Annotated in this window: 25 protein-coding genes; 11 read left to right on the top strand and 14 right to left on the bottom strand. The window is 42.7% G+C overall.

All coding sequences use genetic code 11. The features are described 5' to 3' along the window. Nucleotides 1-11 precede the first annotated feature (11 nt). The 5 genes from ACBP55_RS05550 to ACBP55_RS05530 form a co-directional block, all read right to left on the bottom strand. Nucleotides 12-1,127 carry a glycoside hydrolase gene (locus tag ACBP55_RS05550; protein ID WP_464650358.1) on the bottom strand — a complete coding sequence of 372 codons (1,116 nt, stop codon included), beginning with the start codon at nt 1,125-1,127 and terminating at the stop codon, nt 12-14. Nucleotides 1,128-1,148: 21 nt separating this feature from the next. Continuing rightward, a complete protein-coding gene (locus ACBP55_RS05545; protein WP_464650356.1) occupies nt 1,149-2,474 on the bottom strand; it encodes a hypothetical protein in 1,326 nt (441 codons plus the stop codon). A gap of 19 nt (nt 2,475-2,493) precedes the next feature. Then, on the bottom strand, nt 2,494-3,366 hold the full coding sequence (locus ACBP55_RS05540) for a metallophosphoesterase (protein ID WP_464650354.1): 873 nt from the start codon (nt 3,364-3,366) through the stop codon (nt 2,494-2,496). A 117-nt stretch (nt 3,367-3,483) separates the two neighbouring features. Then, the gene (locus tag ACBP55_RS05535) at nt 3,484-4,872 is read right to left on the bottom strand and encodes a sensor histidine kinase (RefSeq protein WP_464650352.1); all 1,389 of its coding nucleotides are present in this window, start codon (nt 4,870-4,872) and stop codon (nt 3,484-3,486) included. Next, nucleotides 4,865-5,512: a response regulator transcription factor gene (locus ACBP55_RS05530; protein WP_464650350.1), complete on the bottom strand. Its 648-nt coding sequence runs from the start codon at nt 5,510-5,512 to the stop codon at nt 4,865-4,867. The genes ACBP55_RS05535 and ACBP55_RS05530 overlap by 8 nt, the downstream gene beginning before the upstream one ends. A 618-nt stretch (nt 5,513-6,130) precedes the next feature. Between ACBP55_RS05530 and ACBP55_RS05525 the strand changes: the two genes are divergently transcribed. Beyond that, a complete protein-coding gene (locus ACBP55_RS05525; RefSeq protein WP_464650348.1) occupies nt 6,131-6,328 on the top strand; it encodes a hypothetical protein in 198 nt (65 codons plus the stop codon). Between the two features lie 329 nt (nt 6,329-6,657). On the opposite strand, the gene ACBP55_RS05520 is transcribed toward ACBP55_RS05525, so the two are convergent. Both ACBP55_RS05520 and ACBP55_RS05515 read right to left on the bottom strand, forming a co-directional pair. Continuing rightward, nucleotides 6,658-6,915, bottom strand: coding sequence for a hypothetical protein (locus ACBP55_RS05520; protein WP_464650346.1), 258 nt, complete (start codon nt 6,913-6,915; stop codon nt 6,658-6,660). Nucleotides 6,916-7,190: 275 nt separating this feature from the next. Then, complete coding sequence (locus ACBP55_RS05515; RefSeq protein ID WP_464650344.1) at nt 7,191-8,765, bottom strand: multicopper oxidase family protein; 1,575 nt, start codon at nt 8,763-8,765, stop codon at nt 7,191-7,193. 330 nt (nt 8,766-9,095) lie between these two features. Here ACBP55_RS05515 and ACBP55_RS05510 point away from each other — a divergent pair, with 330 nt between their 5' ends. The 3 genes from ACBP55_RS05510 to ACBP55_RS05500 all read left to right on the top strand — a co-directional run bounded on the left by ACBP55_RS05510 (nt 9,096) and on the right by ACBP55_RS05500 (nt 11,142). Beyond that, on the top strand, nt 9,096-9,692 hold the full coding sequence (locus tag ACBP55_RS05510) for a cysteine hydrolase family protein (protein WP_464650342.1): 597 nt from the start codon (nt 9,096-9,098) through the stop codon (nt 9,690-9,692). A 79-nt stretch (nt 9,693-9,771) separates the two neighbouring features. Beyond that, entirely contained in the window at nt 9,772-10,476 is a 705-nt protein-coding gene (locus tag ACBP55_RS05505) for a Crp/Fnr family transcriptional regulator (RefSeq protein ID WP_464650341.1), read from the top strand. Nucleotides 10,477-10,536: 60 nt separating this feature from the next. Further along, complete coding sequence (locus ACBP55_RS05500; RefSeq protein WP_464650339.1) at nt 10,537-11,142, top strand: peroxiredoxin family protein; 606 nt, start codon at nt 10,537-10,539, stop codon at nt 11,140-11,142. A gap of 169 nt (nt 11,143-11,311) precedes the next feature. Here the strand turns inward: ACBP55_RS05500 and ACBP55_RS05495 are convergent, their stop codons facing one another. Next, nucleotides 11,312-11,407: a EutP/PduV family microcompartment system protein gene (locus ACBP55_RS05495; protein ID WP_464650337.1), complete on the bottom strand. Its 96-nt coding sequence runs from the start codon at nt 11,405-11,407 to the stop codon at nt 11,312-11,314. Nucleotides 11,408-11,587: 180 nt separating this feature from the next. Here ACBP55_RS05495 and ACBP55_RS05490 point away from each other — a divergent pair, with 180 nt between their 5' ends. Continuing rightward, entirely contained in the window at nt 11,588-11,956 is a 369-nt protein-coding gene (locus ACBP55_RS05490; protein WP_464650335.1) for an FAD-dependent oxidoreductase, read from the top strand. Beyond that, nucleotides 11,956-12,147 carry an FAD-dependent oxidoreductase gene (locus ACBP55_RS05485; RefSeq protein WP_464653240.1) on the top strand — a complete coding sequence of 64 codons (192 nt, stop codon included), beginning with the start codon at nt 11,956-11,958 and terminating at the stop codon, nt 12,145-12,147. Before ACBP55_RS05490 ends, ACBP55_RS05485 begins: the two co-directional genes overlap by 1 nt. Nucleotides 12,148-12,271: 124 nt before the next feature. Here the strand turns inward: ACBP55_RS05485 and ACBP55_RS05480 are convergent, their stop codons facing one another. Next, on the bottom strand, nt 12,272-13,072 hold the full coding sequence (locus tag ACBP55_RS05480; RefSeq protein ID WP_464650333.1) for a polysaccharide deacetylase family protein: 801 nt from the start codon (nt 13,070-13,072) through the stop codon (nt 12,272-12,274). Between the two features lie 2 nt (nt 13,073-13,074). Then, complete coding sequence (locus tag ACBP55_RS05475; RefSeq protein WP_464650331.1) at nt 13,075-13,464, bottom strand: TolB-like translocation protein; 390 nt, start codon at nt 13,462-13,464, stop codon at nt 13,075-13,077. Nucleotides 13,465-13,930: 466 nt separating this feature from the next. Here ACBP55_RS05475 and ACBP55_RS05470 point away from each other — a divergent pair, with 466 nt between their 5' ends. Beyond that, a complete protein-coding gene (locus ACBP55_RS05470) occupies nt 13,931-14,935 on the top strand; it encodes a DUF3231 family protein (RefSeq protein WP_464650329.1) in 1,005 nt (334 codons plus the stop codon). Between the two features lie 126 nt (nt 14,936-15,061). Here ACBP55_RS05470 and ACBP55_RS05465 read toward each other — a convergent pair whose 3' ends face one another. After that, nucleotides 15,062-16,108, bottom strand: coding sequence for a YheC/YheD family endospore coat-associated protein (locus ACBP55_RS05465; protein ID WP_464653239.1), 1,047 nt, complete (start codon nt 16,106-16,108; stop codon nt 15,062-15,064). A 198-nt stretch (nt 16,109-16,306) separates the two neighbouring features. On the opposite strand from ACBP55_RS05465, the gene ACBP55_RS05460 reads away from it, so the two are divergent. Next, nucleotides 16,307-17,227 carry a hypothetical protein gene (locus ACBP55_RS05460; protein WP_464650327.1) on the top strand — a complete coding sequence of 307 codons (921 nt, stop codon included), beginning with the start codon at nt 16,307-16,309 and terminating at the stop codon, nt 17,225-17,227. A 729-nt stretch (nt 17,228-17,956) separates the two neighbouring features. On the opposite strand, the gene ACBP55_RS05455 is transcribed toward ACBP55_RS05460, so the two are convergent. Both ACBP55_RS05455 and ACBP55_RS05450 read right to left on the bottom strand, forming a co-directional pair. Then, nucleotides 17,957-18,670, bottom strand: coding sequence for a 2OG-Fe(II) oxygenase (locus ACBP55_RS05455; RefSeq protein WP_464650325.1), 714 nt, complete (start codon nt 18,668-18,670; stop codon nt 17,957-17,959). A 310-nt stretch (nt 18,671-18,980) separates the two neighbouring features. Then, complete coding sequence (locus ACBP55_RS05450; protein WP_464650323.1) at nt 18,981-19,373, bottom strand: VOC family protein; 393 nt, start codon at nt 19,371-19,373, stop codon at nt 18,981-18,983. Nucleotides 19,374-19,601: 228 nt separating this feature from the next. Here ACBP55_RS05450 and ACBP55_RS05445 point away from each other — a divergent pair, with 228 nt between their 5' ends. The 3 genes from ACBP55_RS05445 (at nt 19,602) to ACBP55_RS05435 (ending at nt 20,921) form a co-directional block, all read left to right on the top strand. Further along, the gene (locus ACBP55_RS05445) at nt 19,602-20,087 is read left to right on the top strand and encodes an SRPBCC family protein (protein WP_464650321.1); all 486 of its coding nucleotides are present in this window, start codon (nt 19,602-19,604) and stop codon (nt 20,085-20,087) included. Nucleotides 20,088-20,135: 48 nt separating this feature from the next. Beyond that, nucleotides 20,136-20,381, top strand: coding sequence for a DoxX family protein (locus tag ACBP55_RS05440; RefSeq protein WP_464650319.1), 246 nt, complete (start codon nt 20,136-20,138; stop codon nt 20,379-20,381). Between the two features lie 210 nt (nt 20,382-20,591). Continuing rightward, a complete protein-coding gene (locus ACBP55_RS05435; protein ID WP_464653238.1) occupies nt 20,592-20,921 on the top strand; it encodes an ArsR/SmtB family transcription factor in 330 nt (109 codons plus the stop codon). Nucleotides 20,922-21,035: 114 nt separating this feature from the next. Here the strand turns inward: ACBP55_RS05435 and ACBP55_RS05430 are convergent, their stop codons facing one another. After that, nucleotides 21,036-21,560, bottom strand: a complete 525-nt coding sequence (locus ACBP55_RS05430; protein WP_464650317.1) for a hypothetical protein — start codon at nt 21,558-21,560, stop codon at nt 21,036-21,038. Nucleotides 21,561-21,834: the final 274 nt, after the last annotated feature.

Genomic DNA, 21,834 nt, shown 5'->3' with positions numbered 1-21,834 from the left:
TTTTTGCTTGGCTATGGTGTGAAAATTTGCTTTTCGCCACTTTCCAGCCAGTGAATCCATACACTTTGTGTTGGAATGGTCTCATTCATATAAACAAAGGCCTGAGATGAATAATTCCCAACGATTTCTAGTTTATTCCCAAATACAGTTTTTTGCACGAGACGATCTGGAGAAAGCCAATCAAATTGCGTCATTTCTAATAGAGCAGCTTGCTTATGCAGCGGCGAAAAGAAATTGTAATATTTCTCGATGGTTTCTTTTTGCTGATCCCAAGTTTTAAGATTCAAGTGATATAAAGGAGGTACCGTATACAGCAATTCGGTTAGCGAACGTGATTTGATCTTGTCACTAATTTTTAAACTCCCCATCCCCCAATGATGTGTTGTGATCACAGAATCGTGATAGACAAGCTCATACAATGGAAATTGGAACTGCGGATCGATATAAATTTTATCAAAAATTGGCTTTAATGGTACGGGTTTAATAAAGACATCCGGGCCCTCAGGAGGCCAGTAAGAACCGAGATAATACTTGGATGATTTATTTCCCAAGTCTTTATCCATCCAGGCGCCGAGCGCCGGAGTTGTCATTCCATGAGCAAATGCCACTGATGAAGCCGTATACCATTCGCCCTTTTCCGTGCCCACTACCATCTGCTGATTAGCAAACCAATTTAATCGTTTGATTTTGGCATTCATATCGTCTTGCTCAGTTGCAGGATGCTCGGATGAATAATCCTCATGCAACTGGCCGTCGCCATCCGCATCAACGAACCATGAGTTCAATTTGATATTATTCATAATGGTCGAATACCGTTTTTCAATATAAGGCATCGTGACAAGCGGGCTTGCCGTATAGCCTTTCTTTTGGAAGCCGGGGACTTTTTTGCCGTTGGCATTAACGATAGCCCCATGATCATACAACCATTGATCAAAAATAGCTGTCGTAAATGAGGGATCTGCCGGGTTCACTGGATCTAGAACCGTATTGTAGGAATCATAGGTTCCTGCTAAATATCCCATCGACACCGCTTGTTTCACAAACTCAGGGTGTTTGTAGGCCATCTGCCAATCGGATACGCCCAGCCATAGACGGTCCAAACCAGCAGTTTGAAACTGTTTTAGCATTTTTGTGGAAATCCCATCCCCTCAAGAATCCACTGGCGTAAATAGTCCTGGAAACGCATCGAAAAGTAACAAGTTATTTCGCTGGTAGAGCTCCGTCTCCGTTAAAATGGAAGCAGATTTACTCAACAAAGTCTGTACGTTCGGATCTAGATGGATGTCCTTCCATGCTTCCTCCTGATAGAACTCTCTCTTGCTCAGTACATCATCCAAGCTTCTTATGACGGACATTTTCTGAAATTGATCAGCATAATTTGCCGAAGCAATGGCTGAGAGCGCATTCTGTCCCTCTTTATCAAGCAGCTGCCAAACTCGTTTTCCAGGAGAGAGACTGCTCGACTTAGCTTGGTCAGCAATTAATTTAGCAAGTTTACCCCAATCCGTAACGTCCTCCGGTGATAAATTTCCGCTTCCCCACATGTACACATGAGCAGCTCCGAGCAGCTTCTGGACAGCTGGATTTTGCTTGATTTTATCCTGCAGCGTTACGAATTGTTTCCTGTCCATGAGGGTTTGACGAAAGATTTTTGCAGGTTCACTCAAATTCTCCATTCCCAAGTAAATGGCGACTCCATATGGCTGATGAACGGACTTAGCAGTGAAATCATGCTTCATACCTAGCCCTAATTGATCATGATCGTTCGTAAAATAAACAGAATCATTGAACGGGTTGTCAACTCGATAAGTAAGCGTGAAGTCCTCACCTTGCACTCCCCAAAAAGGCATGGAAAACGCTTCGTTAAGTGACGATTCACCGCTATCTGTTAGGAATTGAATCCATTCCTTGTCCTTCGTTGGCACGTAACGACCTTCTCCAAGTGGAAGCAGCAGGGCCTTGCTGTTCAACTCTTTTCCGATAATTGGCCATGTGATTGATGTTTCTTTGGTGGACTCCACCTTTACTTTTACCGATTGATTAACAACTTGAATAAGTACCTTTAAACCATCCGAAGGATCTTCCCAACTGGCGCTTCGACTGCCCAACTTCAAGTTTTGAATCTTGATTGCTTGCTGAGCTTGAGAAATCGTTATCAATGACTTACCAGGCTTTCCTATCTTGAACTCCCAGGTACTTGGGACAATACGAACCGTCATGTCACTCGTTTGTAAATCGACTTGCGATCCGGTTATCGGCTGTTCGTCCGGTAAAGGTTCTATTTGAGATGCATCCGCGGTATCTAAATTCCCAATTTTAGTAGTATCCCTGATCTTGTCGGCTAATTGTGGGGAAGATGAGGGTTGAACGGAAACCGGATCAGGGCTTTTTCGATCTATGATAGTGTACATGCAGAAACCTACAACCACCGTAATAGCACCTATTAAACTAAAAATACGATACTTAATTCGCATTACTATATACATCTCCTGACTATTCCAATGTTTGTCCCTTTAACGTCATTACTGTGAATTCTGACCGACAATTAAAGCGTATAGGAATTCGAGTCATTCCTATGCCACGTGTTGTATAAACCTGTAGCCGGCTGTTGGGGATTTGATACAAACCGTTTGAATATTTGCTCCCATGAGGAGGCGTGTATAACGCCCCAATCAAAGGGATACAGATTTGTCCTCCATGACTATGTCCTGACAATTGAAGATCTACTGGAAATCGGCCATATTGATCGGCAAAATCAGGCTCATGTGCGAGGAGAATGGTGCAAGAGTCCTCAGGTATGTGAAGTAACGCGGCATCGATATCTGGAGTTCCGACCCAAGGATCATCTACGCCGGCTACATAAAGTTTATCCTTACCCTTTCTAACTACAGCGTGCTCGTTATGCAGTACTTGGAATCCTGCTTGTGATAACCCACGAGTAACAGCTTGCCGATTTCCAAAAGCATCGTGATTGCCCAAAACGGCATATTGTCCAAAGGGGGCTTGCAGCTGGGATAACGCAGCTACTGCTTCTGAAATGACCGTTACGGACCGATCCACAAGATCACCCGTAAAGCAAATCAGATCTGGTTTTATTTGCCGGACACTCGCCACCAATTCCGATAAATGTTCTGGTTTCGAGTGGAAACCTAGGTGTAAGTCACTAAAATGAACAATTCGAAATTGGTGAAAGGATGAAGGGAGGTTTGCGAGCACAACATCTACATGTTTGATTTCAATCCAATAGGGTTCGATCCAACGTGAATATATACCTGATAAACCAGCAGCTCCAAACAGCCCCAAAGTCCCCTGAACACTCTTCTTCAGAAAATCTCGTCGACTAATAGGCTTTGAAGTTAATCGCATACTACCTCCGATCTGTAAATCTGTACGAATCACAAGAACAATCATAGTTTCCGTATGTTACATCAATATGACAAAACAAAAAAAGACATCGCAACATGATCCTGTCGCAATGCCTTATTACTCCTTCTTACACACTGGCAATGAAAAATGAAACTCAATTTCTCCATTCTGAACATGGAGCCCAAACCGTGAATCATGTTTTTGCAAAATGGTTCTTGCAATCGACAAGCCTAAACCCGTTCCGCTAAGCAGCTTATTGCGGGAACTCTCCATAACGTAAAATGGTTCCCATACGTTATCCCATTGAGATGGCTCCTCATTCGTAACACCATTGGCAATTGTGAAAAGCAGATCGCTTTCCCTATTTCCAATCGTGATCTGGATCTGTCCATCGGAAGAATATTTCAAAGCATTGGAAATAAAATTGTTAAGCACCATCTCTATCTTCTGCTCATCTGCCAATACCCATGAATCTTGAAGCGAGCTGTCATCCACAGAAATTTCAACATGCTGCTGCTGAATTGAAATATGATGCTTCTGCATTATTTTATGAAACAAAGGCCTGAAATCAAAGGACGTTATCTGATATTGTTCTGTTTGCAGCTTGGAAAGCTCAAGTAATTTGCTAATCAAACTCGAAATATCATCGGTTTGCTGCTGGATGACATCCAAATAAGTACCGTCGTCCATGCCATCTTTGATTCCCATTGTGTAGGCTTTAATTAAAGAGATCGGAGTTTTCAATTCATGTGAGATATTGGCAATAAAGTCGCGTAAATTTTGATTTTTCTCTTCCATGGCTTGATGCGCATGCTTTAATTTATCACTCATCTGATTCATGCTCATCGCTAAGGACTCAATTTCATCACCGGTTTGAATATCCACTTTTGTGAACGATAACTTTGAAATCCCTTCTGCGGCTTCTTGTATTTGGGTCAGTGGTCGAACAATTTGTTTCGTAAATAGCCCTGACAATAGAATCAACAGCAGCAGCTCTCCAATATAGACATAAATGTTGAACTGATTAACGATAACTAGTGTATCTGTTGAATGCGATATCGATTCACCTACAACGAATATGTATTTATCTTTTTTCAAAAAGGTAACGAGAAAGCTCGATTTCAATTTTTCTTGATTGTATATTTTTCTAACCATGATGTTTTCATTAAGTTTGGCAATGCTTTCTTCCGTTATCCAGAATTTGCTCAGCGTAATTCCTTTTTTGTTCAATTTATCACTAATAATCGTGTTTAAGTTATCATTTTTTTCAGATATGGATGTATATACAACGGTTACACCATGCTTATTTTCAATGTCATCGACATCGCGCAGTAACTGACTTGTATCCATGATTTCAAGTTGTTCAGTTAGTAAAGCTAGCGCATGCTTTTTTTGGTACAAGAGATATTTGGATAAGAAGAACGTATTCATCCCAAAAGAAAAGATAGAAACAATAACAAACACCAGTGAAATTCGCAAAATTAACTTTTTATTTAACTTATTCATTCGTTTCTTCCAAACTGTAACCCATTCCTCGATGGGTCTTGATCCGATGATCGCCGACTTTCTCCCTTAACCTCCGGATATGCGTATCCACCGTTCGTTCTTCCCCAATGTAATCGAAACCCCAAATACCGTCTAACAAGGCTTTCCTAGAGATGATAATCCCTCTGTTTTCAATCAAATATTTCATGATATGAAACTCTTTATTGGTAGCCTGCAAGTCCTTGTCATTTCTGAAAATCTTTTGACCTTCCATATCAATTTTTAAATCCCCAATGAAAATTTGCGTATCCATATGCAATAGTTTTTTGGCCCTCAAAATCAATACCCGCGGGTCAAACGGCTTACTCACATACTCATCAGCGCCCGATTGCAAGGCAATCAGTTCATCTTCAGTCTCGTCTTTTGCTGTTAACAATAGTACTTTCGTTTTACTTTGTTTTTTAATTTCCTTGCAAACCTGAATACCGTTCACCTTAGGCATCATCCAATCGAGAATCGCTAAATCAATTTTATTCATATAGAAAATCTCTAATGCCTCTTCACCGTCCTGTGCAAGAAAGGTCTTAAAGGATTCTTTTTCAAAATAAGCCTTTAAAATCTTAATCATGAAGGGTTCGTCATCGGCGATTAATATATTCATAAAAGACTCCTTTCGAGCAAAAGAATTCTAAAAAATGGGGAAATGCTGATGTCTGGAGGTCAACCTTATTGGGATGTATGTATTTTATCATAATAATGTGCTTCCAAATCTATTGTGTTTATTTCATTATTCTGCCCGAAACCTTACTAGGTAAAAAATAATTATAATTATTCTTAGAGAGGCAAGGAAGCTCTTCATTGTGATACTCTGGAAGTACTTTAAGGAAACGGAGGGGTTACGTGTGGTAGATTTTATCCGAGTTAGATCTTTGCGCGGCTAATTGAATAGCGCTTAAGATTCTGTCTGTGTACAGAGGACTCAGGATAAGTTTGTCCATTTATAACCCTGAATTGATACTTTCTATCGGTGATCAAACAACGCGGCTTGAAGTAAGGTGAAACATCCTTATCGACCAAATCGTGGATTGTTTTCTTTCGTCCGATACGATAGTCATTGTCCTCAACTACAGACAACACAAGCACCTTGCTTGTGTTGTTTCTTTTTTACTCCATAATTTGAAAGGATGATGAACGATGGAACAACTGAGGCATGCTTACCCTCTGTCAAAAGATGATTTCGTCTACCTCTCTGCCCAGCAGAAGCGAGGAGCTCACTCAAATGATTCGCGAACGCGTTTTCCAGAAATACATGCAATGTGAAATCGTGATTCCATATGAACAAGGCCGATTAGTGGCCTATTTCAATGAACATGCCCAAGTTCATTCAACGAACTATGAGCCGAATGGTACCCGTCTTAAGTTGGATTGCCGAGTATCCGATTTTGAACAGTATCGAGATGACTTCCTCCAGCTTTGATTTATGAGATTCTCCCTTTAGCCAAGGAGTTAATTCTTCAGCCCAATAAAAGAATAATGAAAGACTTGGCATAAAAAAGAACAAAAACCACGTAGCATCAAGGCTTCGCGGTTTTTGGGGAGTGATGTAAATATTCATTGTTTTCCGGCTATCATTTTCAAGGCTGCCGACAATGCTCATTGGTGTTTATGGTTTTCTTTAGTTTTGAGGATCATTCCATACCTTTCATAACTTTATAAATTTCATTAATCAGGTATACAAATCATTTTTATTGCTAGTGTAAAATTGAGGTGCCATTTGTTGGACCGGGTACATGTGACGGGATGTTTCTACGTAAGGCATGGTTGGCTGCCCAGGGGACAAAGGATAAGATGTTCCCTGATACGGTTGGCGGAAAAAGAAGGGATTACCAAATGGGACTCCAAAGCCAAACGGGCTTCCAAAGCCTCCAAAGCCAATTGGGCTTCCAAAGCCTCCAAAGCCAATCGGGCTTCCAAAGCCTCCAAAACCAAATGGGCTTCCAAAGCCCCCAAAGCCAAACGGGCTTCCAAAACCTCCAAAACCAAACGGACTTCCAAAACCTCCATGTCCAAAACCTCCGTGCCCAAAACCTCCGTGCCCAAAACCTCCGTGAAAGCCCATATTTGTTGTCCTCCGTTTATGATGATATAGAAACATTTAACGATGTATTGTATGGGCTTCTGTCATAACAAGTTCGTAGTTAGATGTAAAATAGGCGGCCTTTTGGATTATCACTGATAGGAGGACACTGCGGCAGATTATCACACTCCCAGGTATTGAACTCTTTTGTCAAATCGCTCAACAGGCTACCAATGTTATGCCGGCAGCCTGTGTCATGTTGCTATCGTTTCCTGTTAATCATTCTCATTAGTATATTTTTAATTCTATTTCTTTTCTTCACGATTTCAAATGGTCGCATCATATCGTAATCTTCATGTTCGAGCATGTGACAATGCCATACAAAAAGTCCAGCGAAAGGTTCGAATCTCGCGATAAAAGAGGTAACGTAACCAGCGGGAGCACGAATCGTATCTTTAAAGCCCCTCTCGTTAGGTTCAGGAGGAACCGCAGGTCCTGTAAACTTAAGTTTACCTGTGGCTTGGAAATGAGCATCGTCAAAAGGCTGACGCTCTAGAATTTGCATGTCAACGACATGTAGATGAATGGGGTGGTCATCCGTAGACAGATTAATTAACCGCCAGATCTCAACAGTTCCTAAGTCCATTTTCTCGGATATAGGATCATTCCACATTTTACTGTCAAGTAAGTTTAGCGATCTTCCATATTCATCCTCCACCCTAACGAGTGTGAGATCTCTTGTCCTTGTTGCCATCTCTCTAGAAAGGAAATCAATTTTCGTTAATTGATCCGGTAGCGAACTGGTATCTTTGCCTTTTAACGGAGTGGTTACTCTAAACTGTATCACATCGGTTGTTTCGGGGGAGGCACCCTTGAAGACATTTTTAAGAATGATCGTCTTGCCAAAGGATCGAGAAAAATCAACGATCACATCCGCACGTTCGGTCGTTAGAAGGAGGATCTCATTCATTTTCACTGGTTTCTCCAGTAAGCCGCGATCTGTTCCAATTTGATAGAATGGCTGTCCAGAGTCCAATTTGAATGTAATAGCTCGACTATTACAGTAATTTAACATCCGAAATCGGTATTTTCGCGGTTCTACTTCAAGATAGGGGGATACTTTGCCGTTTACCAAAATGTAATCTGCGTCAAAAGGTGTGACAATTGAAGGATATGGAAGACGATGATTGTGTTTATCGGGAGTAGCGGGGTAAAAGAGCGAACCGTCCGGGTTAAACGAGCGATCCTGAATCATTAGAGGGATTTCATATTTTCCCACAGGTAGATTCAGGGATTGTTCATGCTTATCACGAATGATAAAAAAACCTCCAAGTCCCGCATAATTGTTCAATCTAGTAATACCCATGGTGTGGTCATGATAAAACAACGTAGTGGCTTCAAGGTTGGGATACTCGCATACTTTTCTTTGAAACATAGGCCCTGTTTGTTCAAAATTTCTCGTAAACCAAGCATCAGGGTAACCATCACTATGATCATGCTGTTTTCCGCCGTGTAAATGAACTACGGTCCTAACCTGTGGAACTGTTTTTTCTGCACCATGAATGGTCGTATCGATGGGGAGAAAATGCTTTTTGGGCAGATCATTCATCCATTTGACATATGACGTTTCACCCTTCATTACATCGAAAGTAGGGCCCGGGTACATACCATTGTAGCCCCATAAGCGGGTAGGCCCTAGATCACGATGTAGTTTTTGTGTAAATTCCCTCATGGTCACTTCAAAATACGAACCTTTCTTGTCTCGTTTTATCGGGGAAATGGTTTTGGGAATCGGCAGTTTATCGACGAATTTTTGAAGTTTTACTTTTACGGGCATATGAGTGGAGACCTCCTCACGGTTAATACCTTAAGAAAGCGTATGAACGACAGATGTCCCACTATGTTTAATTGTCGATTTTTCATTGATCTATTCCAAAACAATTAATGATTTTATAGATGCATCATGGGCATGACTATACTTAAAACGGTTCCCGCCTCACCTTTTCCTATCTGCGTACATAATCTATTATCAAAAAAGCGGCCCAGAGGTGGATTAGGATGATCTATTTTTGTCCCCAGTACGGTGTTTGGCGTGAATACAGCACGCCATGTAGTCACTGGCTTCGTGTGAACTATTACGCTGGAAATAAGGATTCAACTATCATAGATGAATGGAACGCTGTTCCCGCTCCTCCTCCCCCTCAGTCTGCAATCCGTTTCAGTGGACCCCAAAACAAGTGCACTCCTAATTTTGGATATGGAGACCACTATATGTAATAATCCTCGTTGTATTGCCTCCATCTCTACAATTAATCAACTACTGGCGAGAAGTCGTGAATGTGGCATGCTTGTCGTCTATAGCCTTACACATACGGGAAGCATATCGGATATTGCCGCGCAGATAGCCCCCTTGCCAAGTGATCCTGTTGTGAAATCAAACGTTGATAAGTTCTACAAAACTGATTTAGAACAAATATTACATGAGCATGGCATTAAAACCGTTCTGATTACCGGTTATGCCGCTAATGGCGCAGTCCTTCATACAGCCACTAGTGCTGCATTCCGGGGATACAATGTCATTATTCCAGTTGATGGAATGTCAGCTCTCAATCCTTATGCTGAACAGTATACCGCTTGGCATATGTTAAATAGCCCTGGAACCCGAAACCGGGCCATTTTAACAAAAATCAATCTGATACATTTTAGTCATCCATACCGGCGATCCGAGGACTGGGAACTCGGAGTCATGAAGCTCTGGATCTGACTTCCTTTGAGTGACTAGTCACAGCACGCTTCGATCCTGTAAAATAAAGATATCAATCTATCCGATCGGAGAAACCCTCATGTCAAAGGTCTTCCCTGAGCAGCAAACCCTGTCTAACATTTTCCCTTGTTTCCAAGCTATCCCAGCTGATGAGTGGGCAGCCGCGAAACCTCAACTTAGAACATTTTCTGTTAAATCGACCTTATTTCGTAAAGAGGATGCCGCTGAGTATGCTTTGTTCCTCATTGCAGGAACAGTACAGATCTCAAATGTGACCGAAGAGGGACATGAAACGCTTTCCAACCGGCTGTCGACCGGTGATATTTGCGCCATTATGGTGCTAAGCGGTTTAAGCGAGCGCGAATACCCCGGCACCATTAAGGCGGAGACCGAGGTGACAGCCCTATTCGTGGCGAAGAGCTCGTTTATACGATGGATTCAGGTGTATGCTCCTATTCGGAATGCGGTATTTGGCAACATCTTGGATGGGTTGATCCGTATGGGCAGCATCCTTTCAAGTAAAATGGCGCAGCCGTTGGACTCTCGGCTCGCCGGAACCTTGTTGAGGCTGACGTTGGAGCAGCAGCCGACCGTCCGGATTACACATCAGCAGTTAGCTGTTGAACTAGGGTCCGCTCGTGAAGTAGTCAGCCGCGTTTTGAGCCGAATGCAAAAGAAAAGTTGGATCGCTATGGGACGGGGTTGGGTATCAGTTCTGCAGCGGGGAGCATTGATGGAGCTCGTTGGTGACCAGGTCACAGAAGGCAAGAGCATCTCATGGTAAAGTAAAGTCAGTCGGGCCAGACTGAGGTTTACCCATTACATGGATAGGAGGCTTATCACAATGAGAATTCCATTATCTAAAGGGGATGTCGCCCCTGATTTCACGTTCACAGGTGTCGACGGAGTTCCTCTCCAGTTGTCCGATCTTCGTGGCCGCAAGGTGCTGCTCGCGTTCTTTCGCAACGCCGCCTGTGCGATGTGCAACTTGCGGGTGCGGCATTTCATCCGGCGCTACAACCATTGGAGCCTGCAAGGACTGGAGATAGTAGCGGTGTTCGAGTCTCCGGAAACTAACATGTCCCAGAATGTCAACCTGCAGGAAGCGCCTTTCCCGTTGATTGCTGATCCTCAAGCCGATCTCTATGACCAATACAGCGTCGAAGTGTCCGAGGATAAGGTGCAAGCGACGATGACTGATACGAATACACAAAATTTCGTAGCTGAGGCGGCGGCTGAAGGTTTTGCTTTGATTCGGGAGGAAGGATCCAACTTCTATCGCATCCCGGCCGAATTCTTGATCGACGACAACGGCATCATACAGGAAGCGCATTACGGCCAACTTGTGACAGATCACTTACCGCTCGACGTAATTGACCGTTTTGCTGCTGGTAATTACAGAGCAGTCGATTCAGAAGTGTCTGTTGAATCTAAAGTGAAGCCGGTATAGAACATGTTATTTACTTAGGTTAAACCGCGAATAAGACTTTAACGTCGGCACACACCCGATGTTAAGGTTTTTTTCTTTTGCGATTTCTGCGAAAACTTCATTATTTTTTACCTAACAAAATTCAGATTGTTATTATCATGTAATCTAATCAGTTTCTTATTATATAGTTTTAACTTGGTTTCAAAATTGGCTCTATTTTGCTCAATCGTGTTGCCAAGGTTGTTTTACCACTAGCTACAGTTCCAATAATGAGAACTTTTTTCATATTTATTTAACTCCTCACGTTGGCAATATCACTAATCATGACTCACTTTATTTGGGCAATGAGCTTTGTTAGATTGGTATAGCTGGTCGACACGCATCCCATCGGATCCGTCCGGCACATGTCCTGCTCCACCACATACCACTCCACACCGTAAGCTTCTCCCCATATCAAAATCGGGGCATGGGCATGCTGTATTTCCTTTGCAACGACAACCGTGTGCCCGAGGCCGTCCGCGAAGAAGCCCGGAAATGGGGGTTACCGGCTGACGAATATACAGATTTCGGAGGCTGGTCTCCACAACTTTACATTCGCGAAGCGCGAAGAATGATTTCGGATCTAGTGATGACCGAGGACGACTGTCGTGGCTACCGCAAAGTGTCCGATTCTGTAGGGGTCGCCGCCTATCAGATGGACTCTCACAACTGCCGGCGCATCGTCATTGATGGCCGTTGTATCAATGAAGGCAACGTTGAGGTTCGACCTTCGGCCCCTATCCCATTTCGTACCGATCCATCATTCCCAAGGGTGAAGAGTGCCTCAACTTGCTAGTGCCTGTCTGCCTCTCCTCCTCCCATATCGCGTACGGCTCGATCCGGATGGAGCCGGTGTTCATGACCCTAGGACAATCGGCTGCTACCGCAGCGGCGTTAGCCATCCAGCACGGCACATCGGTTCAGGATGTCGATTATGCCGAATTGCGCAATCGCTTGTTAGAGGACCGACAAGTATTGGAAAGCTAGTTGCGGCTTGAACGAAAAGAAAAGAGGCTATTCAAGAAGCAATTTTGTGCTTTTGGGATAGCCTCTTTTTATGCTATTTAAAATGCTTTTTGTTGCTCAGGTAACCTCCGCCAATCTCAGAATCTTACGTCAAATGGATCTGGCTCCCGCCTTTTATTTCAACAATCTGATTGTCGACTTGAAGCCATACAGATAACGCGGAGGGATTATACACAAATTGACATGAAGCGGAGAATTTGAGATTTTGAAAGGCTTGCAGATAATCCACGATCTCCACATTGGTCGCATACCAGATATCCGACCTGTTCCCGATAAACGCACAGAAGCCTTCTATCAATGGCCAATTCTGATCATGATCGAACTCATAGCTGTGCCCCCATACATACATCATGTACAGATATTGCTTTTTATTTAAGTTTACAAAAGTTTCCGCCACATTCATCAAGTCCCCATTGTGATGGCATGTGGGTTTCCACTCGAACAAATCGTCTGGCATCGCAAATTGCCCTGTACTCTGTGTAGTTCTTGCATACTCCACTCCCAGGTAAGGCAGCATCTCTTTGATAGTCATGTTGTAAGAGCCGTTGGGATAGGACATGCCCCTTACTGTATACCCAACCAAACGCTCCAATCTCTTCCTGTCTTCGACGATTTCTTCTATGATTTGCGCCTTCGGACACCTTGCAATTGTAGGATGCGTCAACGTATGTGCCGAAACCTCATGTCCACGATACAGCGCAGCAACCTCCTCTTCCGCAATACGGCCATCTGTGCCAAGAATCCCCGAGTTCAGATGGAATGTCCCTTTTATGCCATGTTTATTGAAAATTCCCACTAACTTGACGTCCGCGGTTTGACCGTCATCATAACTCATTATCAGTACTTTATGCTTTCCCCCAGGAAAAGCCATCATGATCTTTGGCATATTTACAGCCCCTTCCCTATGTAATGACTGCTAATATCCATAACCCCAACATGGAGCCGATCATGCTCATCCGAAAATGTGAATGTAACCTTAAGGCTATCTGGACTTAAGGATGGATGCGGGTGTCCAGGATGCATGCCACGGCATGGCAGCTCGCATAGCGGCTCGGACTGTTTCGTAGCCGTGTTGATGAGCACGATTTTGGAAATGGCCGTCTCCTGCGTATCCGCTACCGCATACCGACCGTCAGGACTGATGCCGACATGCCAATACCTGTAGTCTCCGTTAATGAACTCGTGCTGCTCGCCCCGACGATCCACGAAAAACACGCCTGTCGGTTTATCCGGACTATGCGGATATTTAACAAAGTACAATCCGCGTCGAACGCCCACATTTCATGCCCCACATATTCGACTGGCCGTCCGCTCTCCTCCAGTTTCTGCGTAAAGAGATTGCGCATGTCTCCAGTTCGCGTATCGACCACCCAGAGACGATCCGGAATTTGCTCCGTAGCTGACGGGGCTGAACTGCCGCTCGCTCCTTGCTCCGTTTTACTGCAGCCAGTTAAGGCCTCCCAGCGTCATTGCCAAAACCGTTGAACCTAACACCCATCGTTTTGTTCTCTTCATACTCTTCATACGATGACCTCCCACATGGATTGATTATATCACAAGGCGTTTAGCGCCATTATGAACGGAGCTAATAACTGACGTTAAATAAGCTAGCCTTTGACCGAGCCAATAGGTTTCTGCTTGTGGGATAGCCTTTTTATCCTTCAACGGCGAACTTTTTTTTCGAAAATTAACATGATAAATCTTTTCTAATTGGGACAATCTAACTTTTAGAGGTGACGGAGATATGAACAAAACTCAATTAAAACTAACATCGACGGAAATCGGAGCTTTATGGGGGCAATACGTAAATGGCACAATGGTAAATTGTGTGAATAAATATATGCTTTCCACTATAGAAGATACGTCCATTAGAGAGGTTTTTGACGATGCAATAAAAATAACTGAGAATCAAATGCAGCAGGTTTCGACTTTTATTCTTAACGATGGATTTCCGTTACCCATAGGGTTTACGGATGAAGATATCAACCCCAATATAAGCAGGTTATTTTCAGATATTTTTTGTTTAGATTATTTGTATCTCATGACAATACATGGTTTAAACGGTCACATATATTCGCTTACTACATCAGTTAGAAAAGATCTAAGGGATTTTTTTGATTCCTGTTTGGTGGATGGAAAAAATATGTACAATCGTACCGTTGATTTATTACTTGAAAAGGGGCATTTTCAAAGAGACCCGTATTTTTTCCCCCGTGCAAACCCAGAGTTTATTGATAGTAAAAAATATCTCGATGGTTTTTGGGGAGATAAACGTCCTCTTTCAGCCATAGAAATAGGTAATATTTCACTTAACTTAAAGAAAAGTATTATGGCAAAAACACTTGGAATTGCATTTAGTCAAATTGCCGGAACCAAAGAAATAAGGGAATTTCTAACAGATGCAGTTCAAACGTCAAATGACCACATTCAATTGCTAAGTAAAAAACTAAAGGATGATAATTTACCTGTTCCGATGTCATGGGAAACGGAAATAACCGAATCTACTGATTCACCGTTTTCAGATAAACTTATCATGTATCATACTGGTTTTTTGTTTCTGACTTCTCAATCATACCATGGATTAGGACTAGCGGGTTCCATGAGGTCTGATCTAATTCTTGATTATGAGAGAATAATTCTCAAAGACCTAACCGTATCAAAAAATTGGTTTGATCTCATGATAAAAAATAAATGGTTAGAACAACCTCCAATTGCACCAAACAGAAAAGAAATTGCTAAAGACCAATAACTATCCAGCAAATTATACCGAAAAGCCCTCTTGTAGATGTTCATAAGAGGGCTTTTCGGTATAGTGGAAAATTAAAATCGTGTGGGTTTGCAGAATCATGAGCGAAACATGCTTATTTGGAAAAACTTATTCTCTCTCAATTTGAGAGAGATAATACGCATATTCCAACGGTCTACTATAAATTTTGCGTTTATAACACTTAAGGTTTTTGTATATATCTTTTTGGGGTTTTCCGTTAAGTTCAATAATCCATAACTTACTTTGTTCGTCTAATACAAAATCGACACTCAATTCTCCCAATGAACCCATATGAGTTTCTGCTTCTTGTGCGGCCTTTACACTTATCTCATGCAGAGATCGGAGGATTTCATTGATATTTTCCAGCGAAACTAATTGGGGAAGAATTTCAACCACATCATAAATGGTTTCACACATACTCGTGTTAAAGTAATTCTCATAAGCCACTCTACTTGTTATGGCGGAAACCGTCCATTCTCCAAGAATATCTTTTTGAACAAGGACCCGGATATCAACATACTGATGATCAAGTTGACTCAAACGAATCCCTTGCTGAACCATGTATTTCTTTGGTCCGAGAAATTCATTCAGTTTTTCCTGAACGCTTTCATCTTTTCTACAAATATATCTTGGATTCAAGCTGTGCAAAGAGATGTGAATATCTCCATTATCCGTTAGTTCAACCCGATACACAGACTTCCCCTCAGATCCGTAAGAAGGCTTAATGTATACTAGTTTATATTTCTCTAATAGTTCTGATATATTCACTTCATTATATAAAAATGTGTCTGGTACATAGGGTTTAAGAATGGACTGTTTTAATAGGTTATAGAGATCCCATTTATTAAAAAAATTGATATTGTTGAAACATTTGTTTCTACCAATCGCCTTCTCTAGGCGTTGAATGGTTACTAATTTTTTGTTAAAACACCGGTTATAAACGACATGAGGAAAAGGAAACGAGCTTTGTTTCCATATACCCTTTTTCAGGCTAAGTCCAATAATACGTTGTTCCTTCCAAAGAATATCTGCTGGAGTAAAGGCGTAAAGCTTCAGGTTTAGACTGTGATAACGTCTGTAAAGCTCCAAAATTCTTTTTCTACTGCTTCTTTTCGTTACCAGAATACCTATTAAAGGGCGACTCTCCAATCTCATCACTCCTATGCCTTCGATCCCTTTTACTATTTAATGCGAGCATAGACAAATTGGTATGGGACAATCACATAGGAGAATAGAAATTAGCGAATTTATTACTACTCTATTTGCCTATTTTTCAGTTGATAGGTATCTGCTGTGTTTATCTTTTTAAGCTTTTAATATGATACAGTACTTTGATAATAGGGAGATGAGACTATGGGAAGATGTAATTGTCCACCAGGACCTCCAGGACCAGAAGGACCGCGAGGGCCACAAGGACCTCCAGGACTAGTAGGACCGCAATTGCTTCAAGAGCTTGGAGGAGCAATAGCAGCAGTTGGACCCACTGGACTTGCAGGAGCACTTGGACCCACTGGTCTAACAGGACTTGTAGGAGCAATTGGCGAAGCTGGACCCGCTGGACTTGCAGGAGCACTTGGACCAGCTGGACTTGCAGGAATTGCAGGAGCAATTGGCGCAGCCGGACTGGCAGGACCAACTGGACCTGCTGGACCAGCTGGAGCAACAGGACCCCAAGGTCTGCCTGGACCAACGGGAGCTACTGGTCCGGCAGGACCACCAGGGGGAGGATTAATTCCATTTTCAACGGGTATTATCATAAGTGGTGCTACAGTAGTATCAGCAGCTCCAATTTTAATGGGTTTTGGTAGTCACACGGTTGAAGTTATTGGCGCTACTGGAGAATCAACTATGCCACCCGAAGCAGGTGGTTTTGCTTTCCCAATTCCCTTTGCAGGTACCGTTCAAAATTTACAAATAAGTGTAGATTTATTGGTTGCTTCTGTGGTTTCTATAAATACTCTCGGTCTTCAATATGATTTTACAGTATTCCGAGCACCGTCAGTTCCTAATAATGGGATTGATCATAGTTCATCACCTTACGTAACCACTCCGCTGACTAGTTCGGTTAGATTCGGATTTCCGAATACGGTCATTACACCTGGTAACCCATCCGGTTTCCGAACCGCAACGAATATAAATGTTGGGGGGTCATTAGTAGTTGCTGCGGGTGATCGTATTGGTATTCGTGTAAGGACGCTTGCGTCGACGGATCCCTCAGCAGCTGATATTACCCAACTCTCATTTAGCGCTAGTTTATCTTATACTCCTTCTTAAGAAGCCTCCAGCATTGTCATGATAGATTAGCCTGTTGATAAAGTTCAACAGGCTATATTTTTTTCTCATTTTTTGATATATCACAGCATTAATTTGATATACACGCCCCTATCCATTTTTCATAGTTTCTCAATATTTCCATCTCTATATATTTTTTTAATATTTTTCGGCTAACCCTTAACAAATTCATCCTAATCTATAGAATGAGTCTTTCTCATAGGAAGACAACAATATAGAAGAAGGTGAATTTCTTGTTTATTGTAAAACCATTTAATTCACCAAAACTGCATCCCCATCTACGCCCGCTCAGCAAAAAGTAACGATTAATACATCAACCGGCAGCTTTCAGTTGAAGTTTATTTTGCACCGGTAGATAATCCGATTCAACCGCTCATTGATGTTGTGAACAATGCCAAATACAACTTATACTTCGATTATTTTTCCTTTACAGATGATAACCTAAGAACGGCGATCATTAATGCTAAAACTAGTGGAGTTAATGTTGAGGGTATTTTCGATTTGAGCCAATATGGTTCTTGAGGGGTATCTATCTTGAAGATGGTTACACGAATCAATGAGGACTTCCGCCAATAAGGGAGGTCCTACTTTAGTGGAAGTCTACCTCTTTGGTAGCTAGATGCAAAATGAAGAAGCTGACCCTCTAATGTATTCATCAAATTCTTGGGCCAGCCCCCTTTCTTATATTTTACCAATTTCGATCTGTGTTCATTACTTCGCATCGTGAAAAATAATACCCAAACTGTATCTTGTACCTGTTGTAACAGTACTTACACCGTGTCGAAGAGTCGTTCTATAGTAGCCGCGCGTTCCCAAAACCGGACGATGATTAGTTGGAAAAATTAAGCCTTCTCCTTGTTTCAACGTGATGACATGGCCTCTGCTTTGCGCCCTCGGACGCTGCTCCACCAACAGTAACTCCCCGCCTGTGAAATCTTCTTCTCTTTGATTAAGAGCGAATACGACCTGAAAAGGAAAGAATACTTTCCCATACAAATCCTGATGCAGACAATTGTATCCCCCCGCTTCATATTTAAGGATCAATGGGGTTGAACGAGTCTGCCCCTCTAGATGGCATTGATCGAGGAATTCCGCTAATGTTGCCGGATAAGTAGCATTGTGACCTACTTGTTCTAGCCAGCGATTAGCTGTTATGGCAAGTTCCGGATACAATCCTTCGCGCAGCTGTTGAAGCATAAATGGAAGAGGAGCGTTGTAATACTTGTACTCCCCGATCCCAAAGCGGTAACGGGCCATGTCTATGGTCGCACGAAAGTTACCTTCTTCCTCGTAAGTGCTTATGATCTCCTTACATTCCGTATGGCTTAACAGGCCAGGTAGTTTGGCATAACCGTGCTCGTCCAGCGATTGCTGGATGAAATTCCAATCCAGATCGGCTAATCTTTGTGATAGATTCTCAGGCATGCTGTAAGCCCCCCTTCGTTTTCATACAGTATAACCCCGAGAATCAGCTTTTGTACGCGTTCTAGAATGAAACAGCAAGATAACGAAATTGCTATATGTCGTTTTATGTTACAACTACAATAGGGGGGTGAGTTGTCATACATGAGTGAAAATCGCATTGAGAACAACGAAAATCAATCCTTTTACACATTAATAGGGGCTGATCGCCGTCCATATCAAAGCGGAACTCCAGCGGGCGAAATCATTTGAAATTCCTCGAAAAAGCTTTTCTTTTTTTATCGTTTTTCGTTAGTTGAAGTCCAGATCGTCTTTATCCACCGAAAGCGATGCAATAACCATTATTATCTCGGATGGTCATTTCACTCCAACCTTCGGACCAATGAGGTCCATTGACAATTTCCACACCCTTAGATCGGAATTCTTCATATAAATGTTTCAATCCCACTGGGCTCGTATAGCAGAAGGCATCGAAATATAGTCCCCCCTCAACGGACGAATTGGGTCGAACATCTCTTATCTGTTTTGCCTCGTGTAGTATAAATGTCACAGCCCCATGGTTCATATGCATATGACCACCAATATTTTCTTCGGTGAAGCCAATTCTTTTGTAAAAATTAATTGAATCCTGTAGATTAGCAACAAGCAAAACAATAGACGGCCCTTTCAAGTTAACCGAAATTTCGCTATTCTGTCCCACTTTCATCCCCACTCTCAATTTAAGGATATCACCGAAACTATAATACCATATTTAGGTAATTTCTTCCGCTGAAGAAGTTATAAGAATAAATCCTTTTTATCTGTTTGAGAATTGAGATACCGTCTTTATGTATTTCTGCAATTTTAAAAAATCTTTAAATATTCCTTTACAGGAATATTCCCATTGTGGTATATTCAATACACAAAGAAGAAAAACAATTTGGAGGAGGATTATATGAACAACGCTCAAGAAACGAACAACACGCTCACATCCATTGTTGGTCAAGATCTCCGTGTCACCCGAGTCTTTCATGCGCCGCGGGAACTGGTTTTCAAGGCTTGGACAGATCCGGAGCATTTGCCGAAATGGTGGGGACCCAAAGGCTTTACGACAACGGTTCAAGAAATCGATGTGAGACCCGGCGGAGTATGGCGTTATGTTATGCATGGTCCGGACGGCGTCGATTATGACAATAAAATTGTCTACCATGAGATCGTGACCCCTGAGCGACTCGTATACGCCCATGGCGGGGGCGATGATGAGGAACCATTTCATGTGACGGTCACGTTTGCGGAGCAAGCTAATACAACGACAGAGCTCACGATGACGGCGCGCTTCAAATCCGCCGCTGATCTAGAGAAAGCGGTCATGGAATATGGTGCCGTCGAAGGCGCCAAATCAACAATGGATCGTCTCGCAGAACAACTGTCCACTATGTAAGAAACCAAAATCAAATCAAATTTATCATTCGAAGGGAGTACTAACTTTATGAAAAAAACGAAAATTATGTATTGGATTTTTACAGGATTGTTGATCGCCTTGATGGGCCTTGGTGCTATCCCGGATATCCTCTATGCATCAGATGCGGTTACCTTATTTGCTCATTTAGGCTATCCCTCTTACCTCCTGCCCTTTCTGGGCGTGGCCAAATTATTAGGTCTTGCAGCGATACTGATTCCCGGCTTTCCTAGATTGAAGGAATGGGCGTACGCGGGCTTGCATTTGACCTTGTAGGTGCAATGTATTCAAGTATCGCGGTAGGTGATCCTGTCGGCGGCTTGGCGTTTTTTATCCTCGGATTTGTTATTATCGGCGGGTCTTATGTGTGTTATCATAAGAAACAAAGAGCTGCATCACTAAACCAGCCACCCCGCTTAGCGGCATAAACCGAACTTCACAAGAACTCCCTTGAACGGTTTGTGTTGAAGGAAGGAGCGCATGAACATGGGCTTGAACACAACACCCTGGAGCGCACTAGCAGAGCCCAACCGATTGTACATCGTCGAACTCCTGCGCAGCGGTCCCCTCACCGTAGGGGAAATCGCCGAGCGCCTCAGCCTCCAGCAGCCACAAGTTTCCAAACATCTCCGCGTCCTAAGCGACGCGGGGTTTGTTGAAGTACAGCCCAGTGCCAATCGGCGCATTTATAAGCTTCGGGCCCAGCCCTTCAAAGAAATGAACAACTGGCTGGAATCTTACCGCCGCATGTGGGAAGAGCGCTTCGATCGTTTGGACGAATATTTGGACGAATTGCAGGGAAAGGGGAAGAAGTAGGGATTCTCCCCCGTTCCCGCACAAAAAGACAAAAACCGCGCACCATCAAGGCTTAGCGATTTTTGTCTTTTTTTAGTTTCTAAGGTAATATCTTGCCTGCAGAAGTCTACTCACTCAGATTGAAAAATTTTTCATCAATGGCATGATAAAAGAAATGACACCCATGCCCATTTTAAAAAAACTGCCTATGTTACCAAAGAGACCTCCACCCCCACCAGTACCTGCTGCAGCACCACCTTTACCAAGACCACCCAGTAATCCGCCAAGGCCACCTTTCCCCCCGCCACCAAGAAGGCCAAGCATGCTTCCTAATCCGCCTCCGCCAAGTAAGCTTCCCAGACCTCCTAAACTCGATATTTGTGCTTTGGCTTTGGCTTTATTTCGGGGGAGTTTCCGATTTGCCTTGAAGCCTTGAAGAATAACTTGGTCGCCATGTATTTGGTCTAGAACTCCGTAATACATAGAACCGTTCTTGAGCACTACACATACTGGTGTTCCTAAGTTCTCTCTAACTTGCGAAGAGATTGAGGGCAACGATGCAGGGGTGGCTTTTTGCCCGGCTTTGACGCGTCCGTACCTTTTTTTACGCTGCTGTAAAGTTTTCATTCCCAGCTCACTCATCCTTTTAAATGAAATCATACTTCTTGTCATCTTATGTTGATTTGTTAGGTTTGGACTATGCTCTTTTAAAGATGAGTCATTATTGAAGCAATGTTTTCAAACTTTTAGGCAAATAAACAAGAAAAAGACAGCTTACGCCATCCTTCGTCGTTTTGTATAGGTTGATGCAGCTCAAATTACGTATATGTTTAAACATTTGTTTGCTAGTCCGTGTAATGTTGTATTTTCTACAACTTTAGACAGGAAAATCCATGTTTTCCCCGCGATTGTTGTAAAAAATACAACATTTCTA

Source organism: Paenibacillus sp. WG02 (assembly GCF_055396115.1).
Note: the sequence above shows the minus strand (reverse complement) of the source record. Positions and strands in the feature narration are given on the sequence as shown.